A 22,479-nucleotide genomic window follows, 5' to 3' on the forward strand; every position below is an offset into this window, starting at 1 on the left:
GGCTTTCGTGTGTGAGCGGCCCTCCCCTGATCTTACTTCTTCCCTGAGTCACTTAAAACGAATGATGCCGGTCAGCGCATCCCGGTTTTGATGTTCACAGGCACGACATCAATTTCAAGTTGAAAGAGCCGCAGATAACAGGCGGAACAACGAAGACAACGTGCTTTGCGGCTGGTTCAGCAAGAAAAAATGGCCGCCAGCAATGGCGGTGGAATGAAAAGAAACCGTAGTGCAATCACGCCATGCCGCAATGCCTGACAACGTGGTCAGTGCATCGCCTTCGCCATACAGCGCGACAATCGGGCAATCCAGCGCGTCTCCCGATTCAGGGCGATAAGCATCAAGGAGCCGATAATCACACTGGATTACCGGGGCAAACCAACGCATCAATTCGGTAGAAGCCAGAAGCTCCGCTGGCGTCCCTCCCAGCGTCGTGAGATAAACAATGAGCGTTGGCAGATCAAAAGTGTGCACCTGCCGCGAAGGGAGTTGCTGATGAGGGGCATTCATCGCGCACACCACCAGCCCCGCTACGGGCCGGTTCTGACTACGCAGATAGCGCGCGGTTTCATAAGCCACCAGAGCGCCGAAACTGTAGCCGAGCAAGATCACCGGTTCCGGTCCGGCGATATCCTCTGCCGCCTGCCGGGCCAGCATCATCAGTGAAGGGGCGAATTCATCGGACATACGGCTACCACGTCCAGGATAGACATACTGCTGTAGCGGCAACGTCCGTGGCCAGTCAGCATTAAGCGCGATAAATGCATTATCGCTGCTGCCCGCATAGCCAAATGCATAACATCTCATTCCACCTGCTCCTGTTGTGTCAGAGCGGCCAGACGGCGACGCAGTACTTTGCGCTGAATTTTACCAATCGATGTGCGTGGAATGGTCTCAGCTTCGCAATCAAACAACTGGTATGGCGCAGCCGCAATGAGCTGGGCCAGACGCGCATCAATCCGCTTGCGCACCGTCTGGCGATCACATCCCGACTGAGCGACGAAGAAAATACCGATCAATCCCGCAGACTGACAAACAGCGGTGTAACCGGCGCGTACACCAGGCAGGCGTTCCAGCTCAGCTTCCAACTGGTAACCGGGAATGGAAATACCGTCAATGCCATCCCCTTCACGATCGGTAATGTATAACCGCCCCTGATGCAAAAAGGCGCGATCGCCAGTATCAAACCATCCTCCCGGCAGGAAGCAGTTTTCTGCTTCGCCGTTAAAGTAGCCTTGGGTAACGGACGGTCCCCGCACCTGTAAATTACCCGTCTCCCCCTCTTTTAACAGCGCACCGTTGCAGTCGGTGACGCGCACGCTTGCGCCGGGGATCGGCAGACCTAAATCCACATAACCGTTTATCCGACGTCCATCGCCCGACGACCAGGTCAATCCTGAGCACGTCTCCGACATGCCAAAAGCGGGTCTTAATGCCGAAGGATTCAGGCCGTGTGCAGAAAAACGTTCTGCGCAATAGCTCATCTGATCGCTGATGCTTTCTCCGGCATTCACCAGAAAACGCAGGCTGCTGAAATCCCAGTCGGAAGCCGCCTCCCGTTGCGCCAGCTCGCTGAACACATGGTTAGGCACCCACCCCACTGTCGCCTGACGTTGCGCCACCAGACGCGGAAAACGGCCCAGATCCTCGTTTACCCATGACGTCGCCAGATGGATTTGCGCCGCGCCGCAACAGGTGGGCAAAATACCCAAAAAGGCCACCGCGCCAACATGCTCCATCGGCATCCAGTTCAGGAACACATCCTGAGCCGTAAAATCATTCATCTGTGCGCTACCGGCGGCCATGGCGATCAACGCACGCGCACTCTGCGTCACCAGTTTGGGCTGCCCGGTAGATCCCGATGTAGGGAAAATAAGCGCCAGATCATCACCGTTCGCACCAGCCGAGCGAACCTCGTGGCTGGCAGGCAATGCGCGTAATTGCGCTGCGTCAACCACCAGCATCCGCGCCTGCGGCCCATCATGCTGGATCTGTTGAAAACGAAGCAGATCCTCTCCCGCGCCAATCATCGCTGTCGGGCGAAGTAGCTCCAGTGAAGCCAGCGCCAGCCGTAAGGTATGCGCTGGCGTTGGCCACGGCTGTCCCGCCGCAACGGGCACCGCCACCGCACCGAGCAACAGACATCCCCACAGGGCGAGCACAAAGTCCGCCGGATCAGCCAACCGCAGTAGCACCCGATCTCCTGGCTGGATCCCCTCATCCTCCAGAGCATGACTGACCGCCAGCGCCTGAGGGTAGAAATCGGCGTAACGCCAGAACGTACGCTCTCCGACCGCATTAATCGTTTCAATACCATTTTCGGCTTGCTCAGCAGCCAGCGAAAGCACGTCATGCAGCGAATCCAGCGCCCACAAACGGTGTTGTGGCTCAGCGCCTGTAGCCAAAGCCAGGTTCATAACAGGGTCTCCAGAAGAAGAACATTCTCGGTCATTGGGGAGGAACTATGCTGTCGCAGCCATTGCAGCGCCTGACGATCAGGTAAAATCAGCGTGCATTGTTCAACATCGAAGGCCAGCTGATCTACCGGCAGTCGCCACTCACGTTTCCAGGTAAAATCAATCCCGCATTCAGGTGCCAGCGAGACATGACGAAAGCGTTGATCTGCGGGAAGGAGGTCCGCTTCAGCTAAAGGCTGATGGATGGTTTGCCGCGCGCCCTTGGCGAAAAGCGCATTGCGATCAAACTGCAACCCATAGGGGGCAAAATTGACCCCAGCCTTAGCAGCGTTCAGCAGGAGCCGGGCGGCCTGAATCAGCGGGATTTCACTAAAGGCGATGCAGCGGCGCTCACCGAGAATATAAGGCGGACGTTCGCCGATCAGCGCCCCGCGTTGCAGGATAGCCAGCAAGTCTGGCAACGGCGTATCGTGCTTTCCTAGCTTAATCCACCATATCAGTTTTTCACTCAGATCACTGCGCAGCCAGTTAATCATTTGCAGCATCCTCCAGCGCGGCGGGTTTCGTTTTTCCCATCCAGTGGGGCAGTTCTACCCACAGCAATACGACAGCAAACACGCCGCATAACGCCCAACCGGTGGCGACCAGCCCTATCTGATCAGAAAGCACGCCGCCAGCAACAATTGCCAGCACCATGCCGAGGGTGGAAAGCGATAAGACGCTCGACGATACCGCAGCCATTGCCGAAGGCGGACACTGGACAATCATGTTCTTCTGGCAGAACGTGAACGCAATCTGGAAGACAAACAGATACAGTGCATAGCCGGACAGGCTCAGCCAGACTACCGGGGTCAACAGCGACAACTGCATCAACACCACGCTGATCAATGCGATTAACCACGGCTGGTTGCGCCAGCTTTGACTTTCATCCTGCATCAACCACGCCACCACCAGCGAGCCAGTAAAGAAACTGACGCTGGCAATCGCCTGTAGCAACATAACCCCCTGTTCGCCCAGGCCGAGAAGGTTGACAGGCAATAAGGTGCGCGCCACATTGTGAAATCCCTGCAATAACGCCGTTGTCACCATCACCCAGATAAATTGCCGCCGCAACTGCGGTAGATCGCGCAGCGCCTCAAACGCCGGACGCAGCGCGCTGCCGCTGGCTACCGGCGCTGAACTCTCCTGCGTTCTGTTACGTCGCCACAGCAGGAAATAGAGCGCGCCGGAGATCAGAAAGGTTAAGCTGTCGATCAGCGCCACCCAGACCAGCGGACTCTTTTCTACCAGAATGGCACCCAGCAGCGACCCCAGCGCAATACCAATAAAGGTACCGGTACCGAACAGCGAGGCGGCGCGCCCCAACAGCGGCTCAGGAACGGTATTTTTCAGTGCGACCACCCTGGCGGCCTTGCTCAGGCTCTCGACCAGCCCGCGCAAGGCAAGCAGCACAAACACCAGCGTCAAATGCTCATAGCTCAGGCCAATCAGCAGTGACACCCCGCCGCCCAGCCATTCGCTAATCGCGGCCAGTTTTGCGGCGCTAATCCGCTGCAACAACCGGCTGACCAGCGGAGCAGAGAAAATGATCGCCCCCCATTGCACGGCAAACACCGCCGATGCGAGAAAATTACTGCCAGTGATGCGCCAGATATACACCGACAGCGATAACATCAGTAAAAAATTCCCCAGCGTGCTGATTAATACTGCTGACCAGATGGTTTGCAGACTCTTGTTACGTACTGTTTCGCTTAAACTGGCCATCAACCTTCCTCCACTGCGGGAGCCAGTTGGTAATCCGCAGGATCGACCTGATGCTGCGCCAGTAAAACCTGCAATTGCTGCTCTATCCAGGGGCAAAACGCCGCCAGTAACTGTTGTTGCTCTGCGAGGCAATCGTCCGGTTCAATTGCCCACGCCACCGCCTGGCGGCACAGGTCGGCCTGTTGTGGGTATTGACGGCAAAAGACCTGGCAACACAACGACAGATCACGCGTATAACAACGCTGCTGCTCCATTGTCAGTTCGAAAGCGGCGCGGACCACTGCTTTCATTATCCACTCACACATCAACCGCGGTTTAGCCTGCCATTCTGGCTGGCGCAAGCGCCTTTGGTATTCCGCCATCCGCTGCGATAACCACAACGCCTCTCCCATAATGGCTACCCCTGGCCGGTAAGGTGCCAGCTGGCGGGCATAATCATGGCCGTAAAGTAACAGCGACTGTGTTTTGATGAAAAACGGCCACACGCCGAGGTAATTGCCCAAGACATCTTTTTCCTGGCAGGTGGTGAATTCCAGCTCGGTCAGCCCAGGCAATAACTGATGTAATTCCACCGTCAGAGCATCATCCGCCGTGAGCGGCGTTGTCGGGCATCCATCCGCCACAACGGCAAACGCATCAAGATCGGAGAGATAAGGCACCTGGGTGCCGCGGGCGACAGAACCGCGCAAGTACACAGCGCGCAGCGTCTTTGGAAACCATTGCTGAAACGCGCTGACCAGCCGGGCACCAAACGCTGCGGGAAAATGGTGGGCGGAAGTGTCATTGACAATAAACCCCTGTTCATCAAGAGGGAAAAAACGACCCGGAATATCAGCGTGCGCCATAATTTTCAGCCTCCATAACCTGGTTATCCAGTTTGCTGAACGTTGCCATCACTGTTTGCGTTGCCGCAATCGCCGCCGGCCAGCCATTAAATAACGCGGTGAGTTCCACCGCGTTCAACACCTGCTCACGCTGCCAGCCCTGCTTTAGCGCGGCTCCGGCGCAAAACTCCAGCAAAGCTGGCGGAGTGCCTGCCGTGCAGGCCAGCACCAGAGACAATAAGGTGCGCGTTTTCTCATCAATCGCCTGCTCTGCGCGAAAAAAATCGCCAAAATCTTCCAGAAAATGTTGTTTGAACGCGGGCGCTTGCAGGCGCATCCCGTGTAACAGCCCGTGAGGATTGCCCAGTGGCAGCTCAAACTTTTCAACCGCCTGCAATCCACGCGACAAGCGATGGGGTTGTGCATCACTCATGAAGGATTCCTTTGTGTCTGAGCCGGAACACGCCGCTCACGCGCCTGGGTAAATGCGGCGCGACGGCGGGCGGCATTAACATTAATCTCCGGCGATGGGGCGACGGTCGGTGTTTTAGCCATGACAAACTGGCTGAGTGCCCGAATAGTGGGGTGGGCAAAAAGATCGACTACCGCCAGCGAGTCGCCCAGCGCGTTGCCGATACGTTCGCTGGCCTGAACCATCATCAACGAGTTGGCGCCCATCTCGAAAAAATTGGTCTCGCAGTCCGGCGGTGTTGGTAGCTCAAGCAGTTGCTGCCATACGCGGGCAATAGCCTGTTCGGTGGCATTACCTGTTTTCGCCTTTCTCTGTGGTTGTTGCGGCAACTGCTGCGGCAGACGGCGACAGTCAACTTTGCCGCTGGCGGTCAGCGGCAACTCGGACAACAGCGTGAAGCAGGAAGGCACCATATAAGCAGGTAGTTTTGCCATCAGCGCTTGTTTTACTGCCTCGATCTGTACCGTTCCCGGCGTGTTTTCAACAATCCAGGCCGCCAGAACCGGATTGCGCTCATCACCAATCACATTAACCGCACAGTGACGAATCTCAGGCAATTGCCCAAGACAGGCATCAATTTCTCCTGGCTCAATACGATTGCCGCGCAGTTTGACCTGGAAATCCATCCGTCCGAGAAACGTCAGCACGCCATCATTTCGCCAGCGACCGAGATCACCGCTGCGGTAAAAACGCTGCCGGGTTCCATCAGGCAGGGTGCGCCAGACAAAGGCTTCCGGTGAACGCTGCCCCAGATACCCCTGCGAAAGCCCCGGTCCGGCAATACAGATTTCGCCCACCGCTCCCTGCGGTAACGGCTGGCCCTTTTCATCCATAATCAACAACTGGGTATTGGGATTGGCGACGCCGAGCGGTACCGTCAGCGCACTTTCGTCTTGCGTCGTCGCCACGTGAGTCGCGCTGGTCATCGTGGCTTCGGTGGGACCGTACTGATTGATAATGGTCAGATTGCTGCCGAAAGCACGCCATGCCGCAGTGAGATCGTCGCCACGCAGACGCTCACCGTTCAGCATCAGCACCCGCAGGGTAGCGGCACCGCAGCTCTCCGCCAGCAAGGCACGCAGCAGTGTCGGCACCATCGACAATACATGACTGACCTGCTGTGCAGCCATCAGCGCCAGAATGCGCGCAGGATGAGTCGCCGTGGCGTCATCTGGCAGGATGGCGGCGGCACCACTCGCCAGCGTGGCGAACTGATCGCGTACGGCAGGGTCGAAGCTGAATGATGTCAATTGCAGCACCCGGTCGCCCTCCCCCAGCGCCAGACGGCGGATAAGAAAAAGCAAATCGTGTGCCACACCACCATGACGAATAGGCACCCCTTTGGGTATGCCAGTGGAACCTGAGGTATACATCAGATAACAGCACTGCTGCGCATCAACATGACGCGCCACTGCAACCACCGGCTGACCTTCCGCCAGCGTCAGTAAGCGCTGCTCATCAATATGCTGAGCAGGCTGCGCCTGCTGGCGCACCAGAGATTGCCGCTCGGCAGGCCAGTGTGGATCGATGGGTAAATACATTCCCCCCGCTTTCAGCACGCCGTAAAGCACGGCGATACGCGCGGCGCTGCGCGGCAGGCAGACGGAAACGCACTCCCCCGACGCCAGCCCTGAGGCAATCAGACCATGTGCCAGTTGGTTTGCCCAGCTATCAAGCTGGGCATAGCTCAGCTCACCGCCCTCCCACACCAGCGCCGTCGCCTGTGGCGTACGCTTCACCTGGGCTTCAAACAGGCCGTGCAATGTCTGCGCCGTGGTTAGCGAAGGATCCTCGTGAGAAAATTCACTTTGCTGTGCGATAAACTCGGCGGCGGACATCAGGCTCAGGCTGTCGATCACCGCCCCCGGTGACGTCAGCATCGCGGCAATCAGCTGTTGCCACGCCTGCGCCAGTCGCACGAGGGTGTTCTCACCATACAGTGACTGGCGATAAGCGATATAACCGCCAAACGCCGCGCCCTGAGACTGGAAATGCACGTTAAGATCATACTTTGCCTGCTGCGACAATGTCGGGCAGGTGGTCACCGCCAGCCCCGGCAAGCTGAGTTCATCGAGGCTGACAGGATCTTCCACGATTTGAATCTGAAAGAGCGGCGACTGTTGCGCATCACGCAGCGGATTCACCGCGTCAACCATCTCTTCGAATGGCAGCGCCGAGCCGGAGATCGCCTGATCAAATGCCGTAGCGACGCGCCTCACCAGCGTTTCCAGCGGCAATGAGCTATCACACTGCACACGCAGCGGAATGTTATTAAGCAACGGCCCGATCACTGCGGCACTGTCAGGATCATCGCGCAACGCTACCGGGATGCCGAAGACCAGATCCTGCTGGCGGCTGTAGCGTTGCAACAGGATAAACCAACTGCTCAACAGCACGACAAAAGGGGTAACGCTCCACTGCCGCGCTTGCTGTTTCAGTTGACGCCACTGTTCTGGCGCTAATGACAGCGCCTGGATGCCGGCATCCTGCTCATCAGCACTATCAGGCTGGGAGTCGGTGGGAAAACGCGACGTTTGCGGCGCATCCGCCAGCCAGCTTCGCCAGCGTTCACGCAGCAAGGGATAGGCGGCCTTGCGCTGTTGCTCCAGCCAGGCGAACTGCGGGGCAGGTTCCGCAGGAAGCGAGCCAAGCCAGGCACGCTGTAGATCCTGTAGTAATATCGGCAATGACAAACCATCGGCGGCGATATGATGCAGGTTAACCAAAAGGTAGTGGCGTGCTGGCTCCGTATGTACCAGGGCAAAACGGATAAAGCGGTCGCGCGCCAAATCAAGTGGCTGAGTATGGAAGCCATGACGGAAAACGGGAAACTCCGCTTCACTGACCTGATACTCCTCCAGCGCTATCGGGCCATCCTGGGGATCAAGGTGATAATGGGGACCTTGTGGATTTTCAATCAAACGACTGCCGAGAATAGGGTGTCGCGCCACCAGCGCCACCAGCGCCTGTTGCAGCCGCAGTGTATCCAGTGCGCCGTCGAGACGCCATGCCGCAGACATCGAATATTCACTGCTTGCGCCATGAAGACGCCACAAAAACCATAGCCGTTGTTGCATCGCGCTCAGCGGGTGCGCGGCATGAGGGTCGTGGTTGTCGATGTGGTCGGTACGCGCGTGCCCGGTCGGCAACTGCGCCAGCGCGGCGGCAAAATCCGCCAGACGCGGGTGTTGCATCATTAAGCCGGTGGATGCCGCGATACCCAACTGGCGGCGAATCTGGCGCACTACTTCCATCGCCAGCAATGAGTGCCCCCCTAGCGCGAAAAAATCAGCATCACGATCATTGACCGGGCAATCCAGCAAGGTCTGCCAAATTTCCGCGATATCCTGCTCCAGACCAGCATTCAATATGCCAGTCTGCGTGGCAGACGCGGGGGACGGCAAGGTCTGCGGCAACGCGTTACGATCAATTTTGCCGCTGCGGGTCAGCGGCATCGCGGCGAGCGGCACATAGCGTGCAGGCACCTGATAATGCGGCAGTCGCTGCGCCAGTGCGTCATGCAGTTGGCTCTCGGTCAGCCCGACCTCGGCGCTGCAGTAAAATGCCGCCAGCAGCGCGTGTCCCCGCGCGTCTTCTCGTAGCGCGACGGCGGTTTCATCCACCAGTCCCGTGGCCAGCAATGCCGCTTCAATTTCTTCAATTTCAATGCGATAGCCATTGAGCTTAATTTGCCGGTCACTGCGCCCCAGGTAGTAAAGATTGCCATCTTCCCGCAACACAGCGCGATCACCGGTTAAATAACGCCGCTGGTTGATACCTGCCCCGCCGGACAAAAACTGGCGTGCGGTCATATCGGGACGCTGGTGATATCCCAGTCCAACACTGTCACCATCAATCATCAGTTCACCGCTGACCCCGGCGGGTAACGGCTGGCCATGATGATCCACCACCGAAAGCAGCGCCCCCGGAATAGCCTGCCCCAACGGTACCGGTTCATGTTGCTGCGCAACAGGACTCGCCAGCAGATACCAGGCGACAACATCGGCGCACTCTGTCGGACCATAGCTGTTGATAAAACGACATGGCGTCGGCCTTTGCTGCTGCCACTGCCGCAGCGGTGCCAGCAGAATAGGTTCACCACCCAGCACGACATAACGCAAGCTGTCCAGTGCAACATATCCCTGCTCTTTGGCCTCCTGCAACAGGGAGATAAATGCGGTTGGCGTACAGTTAATCACCGTGACCTGATGCTGAATGATCGCCGCCAGCACCGCCTTTGGATCAAACTGCTCCATGCAGGGAAACAGCACCTGCCCGCCACACATTAACGGCGCAAAGAGGTTTTTCTGGGTTAAATCAAATGCGATGTTACTGATCACCAACGCACGCATTTCTTCGTTGCCAACGGCCTGCTGGTACCATGCCAGCAGGCGTGCAACACCGGCATGATGCACAATCGCCGCTTTGGGCGTCCCGGTGGAGCCGGAAGTAAATATCAGCCAGGCGCGATCTGTCGGTTGAGTTACCCAGGGGGACCATTCGCCACTGATTTCGCCCTCCGGTAATGTCTCTTCATCAATCACCAACGCCAGACCCGCATCAGCAATCATTGCCTGTAAACGCGCCACGGGTTGCCGTCTGTCCAGCGGCACATAAGCACTTCCGGCGGCGAAAACGCCCAGCGTCGCCGCCAATGCGGCGGGACCGGCGGGTAAACCAATCCCCACCGACGATCCCGGTTGCACCCCCTGCTGATGCAGCCATTGTGCGACCCGACCAACCTTTGCCCATAGTTGCGCATAAGACCATGACTCACGCCCCTGAGCGACAGCAGTAGCCTGCGGCGTTTGCCTTACCTGACGCGCAATCTGCTCCAGCGGCCCTGCGGGGGATGCAGGTATCTGCGCGACTGCCGCAGTGGCCTGCAGGCGGAACGTCTGCAACGCCGCATCGGGATCGTCGGCGATTTGCTGCAGCAGGCAGAGATAGGCCTCAGCCATTATTGCGACATCCTGCGCCGTCAGCGCGCCATGGCGAAACTCAAACAAACACTGCGGCTGTGCGCCAGGCACGACGGTCAGCATCAGATCAAATTTGGCCTGTTGGGGAAAATATCGCACCAGGCTGACATGAATGCCGGACAGCGCCAGTTGATCCGCCGCATCGCTTTCCAGGCTAAACATAATATTGCTGGCGGCCTGTGGATGGCGTGTACGCAGATGGTGATAAGAAGCATGGCTGTGGGGAAGACTTTCCTGCGTCTGCCGGGCCAATGTCAGCACCAGTTCGCGCAGTGTTTGCGTCGGCTGCATGTTCGCTCTGCTATACAAGGTGTTCACCAGAAAGCCGACACGTCGGGCGTCCGCAATGGCATTACGGTTGGCATAGGGGGTCAGCACCACGGTATTGTTTTTTCCGTAATACCTGGCCAACAGCAGTTGGAATGCGGCATTCATCCAGTGGTGCAGACTGACGCCACTGCGTTCTGCCAATGCCGTCAGGCGGGACCACAGCTTACCGTCAACCGGCAAGACGGAATGACCGGCCTGTGGCTGGCCGACCGCCGGAGGAAACGAGATCGGTTCCTCAGCATCCTGCAACAGCGCTTCCCACCAGTCATCCGCTTGTCGGGTATCCGCCGCCGGGCGATAAACCGGCAGGTTTTCCGCTGGAGGTAAATGGCCCTGATAACGCTGGGCGACGTTATTCAGCAACATCCCCAGACTCCAGCCATCAATTACACTGTGATGGAAAACCAGCAGTAACACATGGCGATCCTCTGCCTCGCGCAGCAATTGCGCACGCAGCAGCACGTCGTTGGCCAGATCAAACGCGGGGGCGGCCAGTTGTTGCAGCCACTGTTGCGGCGTGCCGGACGGAGCCTGTTGCGCAACGATCGCCGGTAGTCCGTTACCGCAGCGCTGGCACAACCCTTGATCTGTTTCCACCAGCCGCATACGTAAGGCCGGATGCTGAGCGATTTCGTCATTCAGTGCCTGGCAAAACAACGAAGCATCCAGCCCCCCCTCAAGCCGTAGTCCCAGCGCCAGATGATAAGCATCACCGCCATGTTGCTGCTGCCACAGCCAGAGTCTGGTCTGGCCTTCGCTGGCCGGTATGTTTTCTCCTTCCCCGGTCAGTAGTTGCAGCAATCCGGACTTGTGCAACTGCAATTGCGCTTTCAATGCTTCATCCAGCGCCCCTTTCGCTGCCCGAACACGCAGTTGTCCATTATCATGCCGCAGGGTTATCCCCAGCGCCGTTAACCGCTCATAGAGATCTACTGTCTGACTCATAACGAAATTTCCTCAATGTCGTCGCAGGATTGAGCCTGTTGCAACCAGCCAGCCAGCGCATCAGCCTGTTCGCCGAAAGCCCGATGATTAAGCAACAAGGCAATCGGAACCTCGACATTCAGATAGCGGCTGAGTTGTTGACGCAACTGCACTACGAGCAGGGAATTTCCGCCCAAGCTGATAAAGTGCGCCTCGCGATTCTGTGGACGCTGCCCCAAAACCTGCTGCCATATATCCGCCAGTTGCTGTTCGTCCTCACGTTGCAGAGGTTGCGACTGTTTCTCGCCGAAGGCAGGCAACGGCAATGCGCGGCGATCAATTTTTCCATTTGGGGTTTGCGGCAATGTCGGCAATGCCAGCCAGGCGCTGGGCAACATCCACTCAGGCAGTGTTTTCGCCAGTTGGCGGCGTAGCTCGCCGGAACCGGGCTCCTCTCCCGCCGGAACATACCAGGCGGCAAGCTGTTTCTGCCCGGTGGCGTTCTCCACCACACTAACCACAGCCTGCTGGATACCCGGCGCGCGCAACAGGCAACGCTCAACCTCACCGGTTTCAATGCGATAACCGTTCAGTTTTATCTGGTGATCCAGACGGCCCAGGTAGACTAATCGCCCATCCGCCAGACGACGCACCCGATCCCCTGTGCGATAGGCGCGGGTTTCCAGATGGCGGAGCGCGGCAGGTACGGTAAAGGCCGCCGCGTTAAGTTCGGGGCGTTGCAAATAGCCTTGCGACAATTTCTCCCCGGCCAGCCACAACTCTCCCGGCATGTTTTGCGCCACTGGCTGCTGGACGCTATCCAGCACGTATGCCCTGGTGCCAGGCAATGGCGTGCCAATGGTTTCATCACCACCGGCATAGCGGCGAGCGCAGGTGGAATAGACGGTATCTTCGGTCGGACCATACAGATCCAGTAATCGCAGCAGTGGTGCCTGACTCAGCAGCCGGTCAACCAGCGTCTGGCGGAAAGGCTCGCCAGCCACCAGCGCCACCTGAGCCTGCAACGGGAAGGCTCCGGCCTGCAACAGCGCCTCCACGGCGGAGGGCACGGTATTGACCAGAGAAACATCAAGCGAACGCTCCGCCAGATCGAGAATACGTTCGACGATCACGCAGCACGTTCCGAGACACAGCGGAACAAAGCATTCAAACACGGACAAATCGAAGCAGATGGATGTCGATGCCAGAATCCGCGCACGTTCCCTGTCGCTCAGACAGGTCTGCGCCCAGTCCAGCAACGCCGAAATATTGCCCTGCGTCACCTGCACGCCTTTCGGTCTGCCGGTGGAGCCTGAGGTGTAAAGCACGTAGGCAATAGCATCAAGACTGGCCGCCACCAGCGGACGCGAAACCTCCGGCCGCAGATCGACTGGCGTAATAACATGATGTTCGGGGAATAACGCCGGATCGCGCGCCATAACAATCCGGCACTGGCTGTCCTCCATCATCATGGCCAGCCTGTCTGGCGGATAGCTGAGATCCATCGGCACGTAACAGGCACCAGCAGCATGAATCGCCAGCATCGCTGCTGGCAGATGACGGTCGCGCGTCATCGCCAGGCCAATGCGTTCCCCCGGCCTGACATGCTGATGCTGCAACAACGCGGTATAACCTTGCGCCAGCGCCAGCAGTTGAGCGTAGCTGCAGGCTCCACTGGCGTCCTCGACTGCGGTAGCATCAGGGGATAACGCCGCCTGGCGACGGAAACGGCTAATCACATCCTGGTGGCTCAGTTGGGGTGTGACCGGGCGGGTCAACAGGCCCATTTCAGCCTGTTCAGCCAATGACAGGTAACAAATCTGGCCGATGGCGATATCTGGCCGCAGCAGCGCTTCATGCAGCCATTGCTGTAAATGTGCCAGTAAGCGTTGCGCGCTGTGGCTGTCGCACTGCAGCGGATCAAACTCCAGCTCCAGCACTATCTGTTGTGGCGACGGGAATGCCAGCAGTGAAAACTGGCTTTGCGCCGCCGCTGCGGGAATAAACGGCGGACAATCAGGCTGTTCACTCTGACAGGCGAACACGGCATGGTAGAGATTATCGCGCTGAGGCTGCCGCCGCCGCACCTGTTCCAGCAACGAAATATAGGGCAGAAAGCGATGACGAAGCAGCAGATGAGTGTGCGAGCTGACTTGCTCAAGCAGCGTTTTCAGCGTGGTGTCATCATCAACGTGCAACGCCAGTGGCAAAATATTAACTGCATTACCCAGCCAGCGGGCTTGCTGAGGCGCGCGCACGGAAACCGGTATGCCAAGCGCCAGTCGCGTTTCACCGCTATATCGCGCCAGCAGAGCAGCAAAGGCGGCGGCTAACAGCACATGCAGCGTAGTCCCGGCCTGCTGTGCATATTGCTTTAATGCCTGCGTTTCAGCGGCGGCCAGCGTGTGACGCACACTGGCCAGCGCCGCCGGTTGTACCGGTTTCGCCAGATTAAAATCTGGTCGTTCCGGCATGGCGCACAGCGCATCCAGCCAGCCAGCATCGGCCTGCAGATCGGGACGAGCGCTGCTGTGCAGGCTTCCGAGCATCAACGGCAAACGGCTGGCTGCCGGTAAACACTGTTCCCCAGCGAGCAGTTGGCGCAAATCGTGCAACAATGTCTGCGCGGCCATATGATCAATAATCATATGGTGAACCGCTAATGCCAGTTGCACGCCTTGTCCCTGCCCGGTTAGCAGGGCGCAACGCCACGCTGGGCTGACAGTCAAATCAAAGGGACGCGCACGGAAATCCAGCAACCATGCTGACCGCTGTGCGGACGTCCAGTCGCTAGCGTCCACGCATTCCAGCTTCACTCCCGCCCCGCTAAGCCAGCCGGAATCCGTCAGCGTCGCCGCCAGTTGCGGGTGCGCCGCGCTGAGCAGATCTAACGTCTGCTGCACCTGCTCTGGCGAGTGGTGCGGTGACAGCGTCAGGAAGGTCGCCAGGTTGTAGCATGACGCGTCGGGCTGCGTCTGTTGATGTAGCCAGATCGCTTGTTGCCAGGGCGTCACCGCTGCATTTTCCACTGGAGGTTCCTCCTCCGGCACAGTCTCCATCGCAGGTAAGGCCGCAAGCTGCTGCTCCAGTTTTTCCAGCGTCAAATCGGCCAGCAACCAGTCGAGCGGAATAGTGCGGGCTAACCGCTGCTGCAACAAGGTGTGCAATTCAAGCCGGAGCAGTGAATCAACACCCAGCATACTTAAGGTATGCCGGGGCTGAGGGCTTAACCCTTTAGCCGCAAGCAGAGTGAAAAGCGCGGAAGAAGATCTGGCGTCAGAGGCTTCACTACGGCATGGCAAGCCAAGCGGAGCAAGATTTCCCGCCTGCCACTGGCTGCACATATAGCGACGACGCAGTTTGCCGCTGGAGGTTTTGGCCACGCTTCCCGGTTTCACCGCCACCAGATGCGCCAGCGTCAAACCATGGCGTCCGGCAACGGCGCTACGCGCCTGCTCCAGCGCTTGTACGGCATCAAACCGGCGCACCGCGCTGCGTCGCACTTCCTGTACCACGACCAGTTCGTCACCACTCATAAACGCCACGCCGCCCCCCGTGACAAACTGGCTGTCACTGCTCTGCACGGTGTATTCAATATCCTGCGGATAGTGGTTACGGCCACGAACAATCAACACGTCTTTCAGACGCCCGGTGACATACAGCTGACCATCACGCAAAAAGCCCAGATCGCCAGTACGCAGATAGCTCGTCTCAGCATCATCTGCCAGTGCGGCCAGCAAGGTGGCATTCGCCTCTGACGCATTCCAGTATCCGCGGCTGATGCTGTCACCGCGCAGCCAAATCTCCCCCACCCTGCCATCGGCACAACGCGTCCGCCGTTCCGGATCGGCGATAATCAGCTGAGTTCCGCCCCACAGCTGGCCGCTGCTTACCAGCGTGGTGCCATCAGTGGTTGTCGTCAGTTGCGCTACCCCGGCGCTGAGCCGTTCGCTGTCAACATGCAGGGTCGTCGCCGGTTGCCCCGCTACATTGCCCGATACAAACAGCGTCGCTTCCGCCAGCCCATAGCAGGGATACAGCGCGCCGTGTCGCAAGCCGTAGTGCGCATAGGCAGCCTGAAAGCGCGCCACGGTTTCACTGCGAATCGGCTCCGCGCCATTATAGGCAACGTCCCAGCGGGAAAGATCGAGGCCTGCGCGCTCCTCCTCGCTGATGTTATTGACACAAAGGGCGTAGGCAAAATCGGGTCCGCCGCTACAGGTCACTCCCGCGTCAGAAATCAGGCGCAACCAGCGGACAGGCTTTTGCAAAAACGCCATCGGCGGCATCAGCCAACAGCTGACGCCCAGATAGAGCGGCTGCATCACGTTGCCGATGAGTCCCATATCATGAAACAACGGTAACCAGCTGGCGAATACCGTATGGTCGCCATTGCCCATCCCCTGTCGGATAGCACACTGATTACTCATCAGATTGGCATGGGTGACAATCACACCTTTTGGGTCACCGGTAGAGCCGGAAGAGTATTGTAAGAAAGCAATGTCTTCTCCGGTCAACGCTGGCGCCCACCATGCGTCAACATCGCCACGCTGCGCGTCTTCGATACAGCGTAGTGCAAACGCGTCAGCTTCACTCTCACGCCGCACATCATCCAGCGTTTCATGGTTGGTGAGGATGGTGGTCGCCTGGCTACTGGCGATAAGTTTTTGCAGGCGATCACTCTTCGAGCGATTGTTGCCCGGTGGATAGGCGGAAACCGCTATCACACCGGCATATAAACAGCCGAAAAACGCCACGATAAAATCGATTCCGGGGCGAAATTGCAGCAGTACCGGCTGCTTACTCAGGCCCTGTTGCTGCAGCATCAGTGCGGTCAGGCGCGCCTGTCTGTCCAGTTCAGCATAACTGAGTGACGTGGCGACCTTTTCACCATCAGGCAAATAGTAAAAAGCGACCGTATCCGGGCGCTTCTGCGCCCAATACTGAATAACATGATGAAAGCAGGGGAAATTTTCGACCGGGGACGACATACTCATGCCTCCTCTGCACCAAAATGACGACGGAATGCAGCGATGGCGGATGCAGGAACACGCCAGAAACCACAATGCAAATTGGCCGCCTGGTAGCCACGTTCGACCAATGCCTGGTAGTGCGTGACCGCGTGCTGCGGCTCCACCATGCCCAGCGTCGCGGGATAATCAAATTTGCCGGAAAACAGGCTGGAGAGAATACAACCGGTAATATGATGCGCGTTATCGTCATCCGCCGGGTATTGCAGTGCCCATTCCAGCGCTTTTGGCACGTAGATACGATGTTGAATCTCACCAGGCGCGCGCAATGCGCCACCTTCGGTAAACAGGATATCGCTCTGAGTTTCAAGGCGCTCAATCGCCTGTGCGACATCAAAGCAGTGAGGGTCCGAGTCATCGACAATCAGCGAGCCTGGACGCAGGCGTGCCACATCCACCACGTTCGGCACATTCGTCGCACCAACTAATGTCGTCGCCTGATAGATCTCTTCCGGACAAGTGCGCTGCGAAGGTGCAAAGCGCAGTTCGCCCTGATAATGCAGCTCTTCGCGCAAATAACGCATTAATGTTTCCAGCGCATCACGCCGCGTGTAGAGATCGCACAATGTCAGGCTGCGAGGATGCGGCAGAACCGTCAACATCAGAGACAACGCAGCGGTACCCACCGATCCCAGGCCAATAAAGCTCAGATCTTCATCAGCCAAATCACGCCCTGCCGACTGTAACAGTTTCTGCAAAGACAGCACCACCGCCGAGGTGGTGGTGGCATGTCCGGTGGTAATCAACGGCTGGTTCGCCTGATGGCGAATTGCCTGACCATAGCGCGTCGCCGATGGAATCAGCCCGGTCAGTGAAACAGCACGGGCGCCTAGTGAATGCGCAATATGAAGACTCTGTTCAACCAGCCGGACGATATCGCCGCTTTGCGAATAGATTTGCCCGTAAGTACGCGGCAGCGTCAGCGTGGCAATACGCCCTTCAGGCAACTGGCGAATATTGCTGAGCAACGGCAAGTCGCCACAAATACCGTGGGTGATATCGCGCAAATTGAAACCTTTCCCTACCACACGATCATTCAGGCAGGTAATGGACACCGCATCCACCGGCGCCTCTTCACCTGCGGCAAAAAGCGTCAGCAATGGCCGCTGATCAAGAATCAGCCATGGCGCAAGCCTCGTTTCCAGTGCCTCTTGCGCGTCATTGCTGGTTTTGGCGCGCTGTGACAACTGGGCCAGCAGTTTATTTTTTAACTCAGGAGTCAGGGTCGGCAGGGACGAAGAGACACTGGACATATCAGTTTACCTTTTGCTCACGAAAGTGGGTGGGCGCTAATTCGCGCAACAGCGCCAGACTGGTCAACGTGGCGTCGAGGGGGATACCAAAATCAATCAGACAGGCGATTTCATTCACCCCCATGGCGCTCAGGGTATGGGTCAAACGGCGGCATTTTTCGACCGGGCCAAACAACGCGGCCTGTTCAAAATAGCGTTCGAAAGCAAAGTCGAGAAACTGCGCTTTGTTGGCATTCACATTCTGGCGAATATCCGCCTCCACCAGGTTGTCGTATTGCCGGATATAGCCTTCGAGATAGCGCAGCATGGGTGCGCGAACCAGCTCCTTTGCCCGCTGAATATCATTATCCAGATAGGTATGCAGCATGATGCTAATCACCCCGCTCTGCGGATCGAATCCCGCCCGCTCACGCGTCTGACGATAGTTATGAATATTCTCTTCCAGCAGACTGAGAGAATGTCCCAACATGCACAGCACATTGCACCCTTGCTCTCCGGCACGGCGCCACCCTTCAGGTGAACTACAGGTCAGCCAGTAGCGCAACGTTGGCTGAATCGGTCGCGGCCATGTGCGCACCTCGACGCTCTCCCCGTCCACGCCCGGAATGGCGACCGCCTCGCCGCGCCACAGGCGTTGCATCTGTTGCATACCGCTGGCGACACGTTCACGCCGGTCATGCCAGGCTTCGGGCAGTAAAGCAAAGTCCCCTTTATGCCATCCGCTGGCCAGCGCCAGCGCCACGCGACCGCCGGAGAGGTTATCGACTACCGACCACTCCTCGACAATCCGCACCGGATTATGCAGCGGCACCACGACGCTGCCGGCGCGGAGTTCCAGGTTTTCAGTGCGTACCGCCAGCGCTGCGGCCAGAACCGAAGGATTCGGGTACAAGCCGCCAAAAGGGGTGAAATGGCGTTCAGGCAACCAGATAGCGTTGATACCGTGCTTATCGCCAAATTCAGCACAGCGAAACAGCATGTCGTATTTATTAACCGCCCCCTCTTCATCGTTAGCCGAGAAAAAAAACAGGCTAAAATCAAGCTCGCCTGCTGCCTCTGGCAGTGGCTGCTGCGCTCGTTTAGCACTGCGCTGGCGCAGTTGCTCTCGCTGTTGCGGGGTTAATCCCGCCAGTTTTTCTTTGAGAAAGTCATTCATGACGCCTGTCCCTGCTCTTCCTGCAACAGCGCGTACAGCTCCTCTTCGGAGAACTCACCCAACGCTTCCAGCAACACACTCAGCTCTGCGCTATCTACGCTATTCAGCAGACGCTGTTCGACCAGAGCCGTGAGATCGCTGATGGTGGCGGCGTGAAGTAACTCAGACAGATGAATTTCACAGCCAAAGTGAGCGTTAACTTTGCTGACAATCTGCAAAGCCCAGAGTGAGTTACCTCCCAGGTCAAAAAAGTTTTCATCCGGGCTGATAGCCGGTAAAGCCAGCACGTCCTGCCAGATAGCGGTGATCTGTTGCTGAACGTCATTCTGTGGTTCCGTACTGCTTGCATCAGATTGTTTCATCGTGAGGTTCTCCGCTGAGGAAAATTTACGGGATTCAACCTGCGGGGCAATCAGCTGGCTGAAAAGGGATTGGATCTCTTGCTGACTGCAATACTCTTTGCCGTCGAGGCTCAGAGTGACGCCGCCGGTCGCCAGAAGCTGGCTCAGATGCGCGGTGTCAGCCACAGGATGAGGTTCTGCCCAGTGATAGCTGCGCTCAAAGGCGTAGCCTGGCAGACGAAAACGTTGCAGATCTAACGGCGCAGTCATCAATCCGCTCAGATCGATAGCCTGGCCATGCGCCCACAACTCGCCAGCGGCCTGCAACAGCGCGGAGACTGACTGCTCTGCCCGCGAGGCATGAGGCTGGCTGCTGATAACCGTCGCAGCAGGTAAAACGCCGCGCGCCAGCGATGCCAATACCGTACCGGGGCCACACTCCAGAAAAATATCCACACCCTGAGCGGCGGCACATTCCAACCCGGCAGCGAATTGCACTGGACGACGAAGATGTTCCGCCCAATATTGTGCTGAAAGCGCCTGCTCTTCGCTCAGCAACTGGCCGGTCACATTGGACACAATCGGGATTGAAGGGAAATGACGTGGCGTGGCAGCCACTGCCTGGGCTAACTCGGTCGCTGCCGGTAGCATTGCCGCAGTATGAAAGGCGTGGGAGGTATGCAGGAGGCGGTAGGCGATGCCCTGTGTTTCCAGTTGCCGGCTAAGCTGTTCAAGCAGCACCGCATCGCCGCCCACCACACAAGCGTTATGCTGGTTGATAACGGCAATCTCCAGCTCCGGCGGCAGTTGCTTTTGCAACGCTGGCGCGTCTAATGCCACGGACAACATGCGTCCGGGCCTTGCCGCCTGCATCAAACGGCCACGCAGACAAACCAGGCGCATGGCGTCATCCAGTGAAAATATTCCCGCCAGACAGGCGGCCACCCATTCGCCAATGCTGTGGCCCAATAACACCGTTGGCTCAATCCCCTGCTGACGCCACCACTGCGCCAGCGCCCAACTGGTAGCGAACAGCGTCGGCTGGGCATATTCCGTCAACATCAACGTTTCGCTTTCTGACATCAGCAGTGGCAGCAGTTCGCCGCCGCCGTGGCGGCGCATACTCTGCCCCGCCTCATCAAGCCAGTTGCGGAAGTCGGCGCATTGCCGGTACAGCGGCAGCGTCATTTGCGTATGTTGCGAACCCTGCCCAGGGAACAAAAATGCCACATCACCAGCGCCAGCGACCGCTGCGGTTACCGGCCGCACCGTCTGCAACGATTTCACCGCCTGCGCGATATTTTCAGCGACAATCGCAGCGCGACAAGCAAAATGACTACGGGTCGATGCCAGCGTGGTGGCGAAACCGGGCAACTCCGCATCGCTGCGCGATGCCAGCGCCGCAGCAAGCTGGTGGCACTGGTTCTCCAGCGCGGCGGGACTTTTCGCCGACAGCACCAGCAGTGATGCGTGGCTCGCCGGTAATGGCGATGCAGTGACCTCAGGGGGTTGTTGCAGGATCAGATGTACATTTGTGCCACCGATACCGAAACTACTGACTGCGGCTTGCCGTGGTTTTTTGCCGGGTTGCCAGGGTTCCGCCTGCTGTGGGATACGGAACGGCGACTGGGTTAATTTCAGCGCGGGGTGAGGCGTTTCGCAATGCGCCAGTGGTGGAATCACCCCCTCCCGCACTGCGCAACACGCCTTAATCAACCCTGTCACGCCAGCTGCCGCCCCCAGATGGCCGATATTTGCCTTGATGGAACCCAATGCGCAAAAACCGCTGCGGTCAGTGTAGGGATTCCACGCCTGCGTAAGGGCGGAAATCTCAATGGAGTCGCCCAGTTGCGTACCAGTGCCATGAGTTTCCACATAGCCGATATCTTCCACATCCGCTTCTGCCACCGCCAGCGCTTCCGTAATCACACGCGCCTGTCCGCTGACGCTGGGGGCAGAGTATCCCACTTTGTCATTGCCATCGCTGTTGACCGCACTGCCGAGGATCACGCCATGGATAGCATTACCATCACGTAATGCATCATCCAGCCGTTTCAGCGCCACCAGTGCAACGCCAGCACCATCAATCGTGCCATTAGCATCCATTGAGAAGGGGCGGCACAGGCCATCCGGTGATAAAAAACCGCCGGGGATCGCCAACTGGGATTCGGGTTGAAACGCCGGGATCGCCGCCCCTCCGGCAAGCGCGACATCGCACTCCCAGGTGAGCAGGCTGTTACAGGCTAAATGAACGGCAAGCAGCGACGTTGAACAGGCGGTATTGACGCTAATGGCCGGCCCACCCAGTCCTAAACGGTAAGCAATCAGCGTTGCTGCACTGTCTTTGCGGTTCATCATTTGCAAGTAATCAGCCCCCAGCGCGGCTAAATGGCGGGGGTTGTGCTGCAAATGTTCTTCAAAATAACGGGAGTGGCGCACGCCAGCGAAGATACCGGTGCGTAAACGCTGGTGTTCCTGACAGGCATTCGCCTGCTCCAGCGCCAGCCAGGCTTGCTCCATCAGCAAGCGAAGCTGAGGATCCAGCGCTTCAGCTTCAATCGGGGTATAACCAAAAAAAGCAGCGTCGAACCATTCCGGATGAGTTAATAGTGGTCGGCGATGTATCCAGTTCTGCCCAGGTCTTTCCTGAATAGTCGGAGGAAATTCAGGTATGGAGACTTTTCCGCTACGGATATTCTGCCATAAAGCATCTACATCTTCTGCATCGGGAAAAACTCCCTGCATTGCAACAATCGCAATATTCATTCTATCCACCAAGATATAACAGTCATTAAGAAACAATCCTCAAAGAAAGAGCCTTATTTCCGATAAAAAAGTTATATTCCCGGCAAATAAAAAATTAAAAAGAAAGAATAAAAACTATAATAACCTCCAACATTATTTTTTCAAAAAACACGACAACAAAGTCATTTAAATTAATTAAATTCGAATATAAACCCAAATGCAAATAACTGCCAACGCAACC

At 57.6% G+C, this 22,479-nt stretch carries 11 protein-coding genes; all 11 read right to left on the reverse strand.

Translation table 11 applies throughout. The features are described from left to right. Positions 1-114: 114 nt before the first annotated feature. Genes Dpoa569_RS16985 through Dpoa569_RS17035 form a run of 11 tightly spaced genes read right to left on the reverse strand, consistent with a single transcriptional unit; the run spans position 115 to position 22,259 of the window. Positions 115-807, reverse strand: a complete 693-nt coding sequence (locus Dpoa569_RS16985) for a thioesterase II family protein (protein ID WP_042868374.1) — start codon at positions 805-807, stop codon at positions 115-117. Further along, on the reverse strand, positions 804-2,417 hold the full coding sequence (locus Dpoa569_RS16990; RefSeq protein WP_042868373.1) for an AMP-binding protein: 1,614 nt from the start codon (positions 2,415-2,417) through the stop codon (positions 804-806). Before Dpoa569_RS16990 ends, Dpoa569_RS16985 begins: the two co-directional genes overlap by 4 nt. Beyond that, a complete protein-coding gene (locus Dpoa569_RS16995; RefSeq protein ID WP_042868372.1) occupies positions 2,414-2,953 on the reverse strand; it encodes a hypothetical protein in 540 nt (179 codons plus the stop codon). Before Dpoa569_RS16995 ends, Dpoa569_RS16990 begins: the two co-directional genes overlap by 4 nt. After that, the gene (locus Dpoa569_RS17000) at positions 2,946-4,181 is read right to left on the reverse strand and encodes an MFS transporter (RefSeq protein WP_042868370.1); all 1,236 of its coding nucleotides are present in this window, start codon (positions 4,179-4,181) and stop codon (positions 2,946-2,948) included. Before Dpoa569_RS17000 ends, Dpoa569_RS16995 begins: the two co-directional genes overlap by 8 nt. Then, a complete protein-coding gene (locus tag Dpoa569_RS17005; RefSeq protein WP_042868368.1) occupies positions 4,181-5,026 on the reverse strand; it encodes a nucleotidyltransferase domain-containing protein in 846 nt (281 codons plus the stop codon). Before Dpoa569_RS17005 ends, Dpoa569_RS17000 begins: the two co-directional genes overlap by 1 nt. After that, positions 5,013-5,438 carry a carboxymuconolactone decarboxylase family protein gene (locus Dpoa569_RS17010; protein WP_042868366.1) on the reverse strand — a complete coding sequence of 142 codons (426 nt, stop codon included), beginning with the start codon at positions 5,436-5,438 and terminating at the stop codon, positions 5,013-5,015. Before Dpoa569_RS17010 ends, Dpoa569_RS17005 begins: the two co-directional genes overlap by 14 nt. Then, positions 5,435-11,734, reverse strand: a complete 6,300-nt coding sequence (locus Dpoa569_RS17015) for a non-ribosomal peptide synthetase (protein WP_042868364.1) — start codon at positions 11,732-11,734, stop codon at positions 5,435-5,437. Before Dpoa569_RS17015 ends, Dpoa569_RS17010 begins: the two co-directional genes overlap by 4 nt. Then, the gene (locus Dpoa569_RS17020; protein WP_042868362.1) at positions 11,731-16,704 is read right to left on the reverse strand and encodes a non-ribosomal peptide synthetase; all 4,974 of its coding nucleotides are present in this window, start codon (positions 16,702-16,704) and stop codon (positions 11,731-11,733) included. The genes Dpoa569_RS17015 and Dpoa569_RS17020 overlap by 4 nt, the downstream gene beginning before the upstream one ends. Positions 16,705-16,706: 2 nt before the next feature. Beyond that, positions 16,707-17,996 carry a hypothetical protein gene (locus Dpoa569_RS17025; RefSeq protein ID WP_050569385.1) on the reverse strand — a complete coding sequence of 430 codons (1,290 nt, stop codon included), beginning with the start codon at positions 17,994-17,996 and terminating at the stop codon, positions 16,707-16,709. Between the two features lies 1 nt (position 17,997). Further along, positions 17,998-19,152: a MupA/Atu3671 family FMN-dependent luciferase-like monooxygenase gene (locus tag Dpoa569_RS17030; RefSeq protein WP_146411589.1), complete on the reverse strand. Its 1,155-nt coding sequence runs from the start codon at positions 19,150-19,152 to the stop codon at positions 17,998-18,000. Beyond that, the gene (locus tag Dpoa569_RS17035; protein ID WP_050569383.1) at positions 19,149-22,259 is read right to left on the reverse strand and encodes a type I polyketide synthase; all 3,111 of its coding nucleotides are present in this window, start codon (positions 22,257-22,259) and stop codon (positions 19,149-19,151) included. Before Dpoa569_RS17035 ends, Dpoa569_RS17030 begins: the two co-directional genes overlap by 4 nt. Positions 22,260-22,479: the final 220 nt, after the last annotated feature.

Origin of the sequence: Dickeya poaceiphila (assembly GCF_007858975.2) — a bacterium.
In the GTDB taxonomy this organism is placed as follows: Bacteria; Pseudomonadota; Gammaproteobacteria; order Enterobacterales; family Enterobacteriaceae; genus Dickeya; species Dickeya poaceiphila.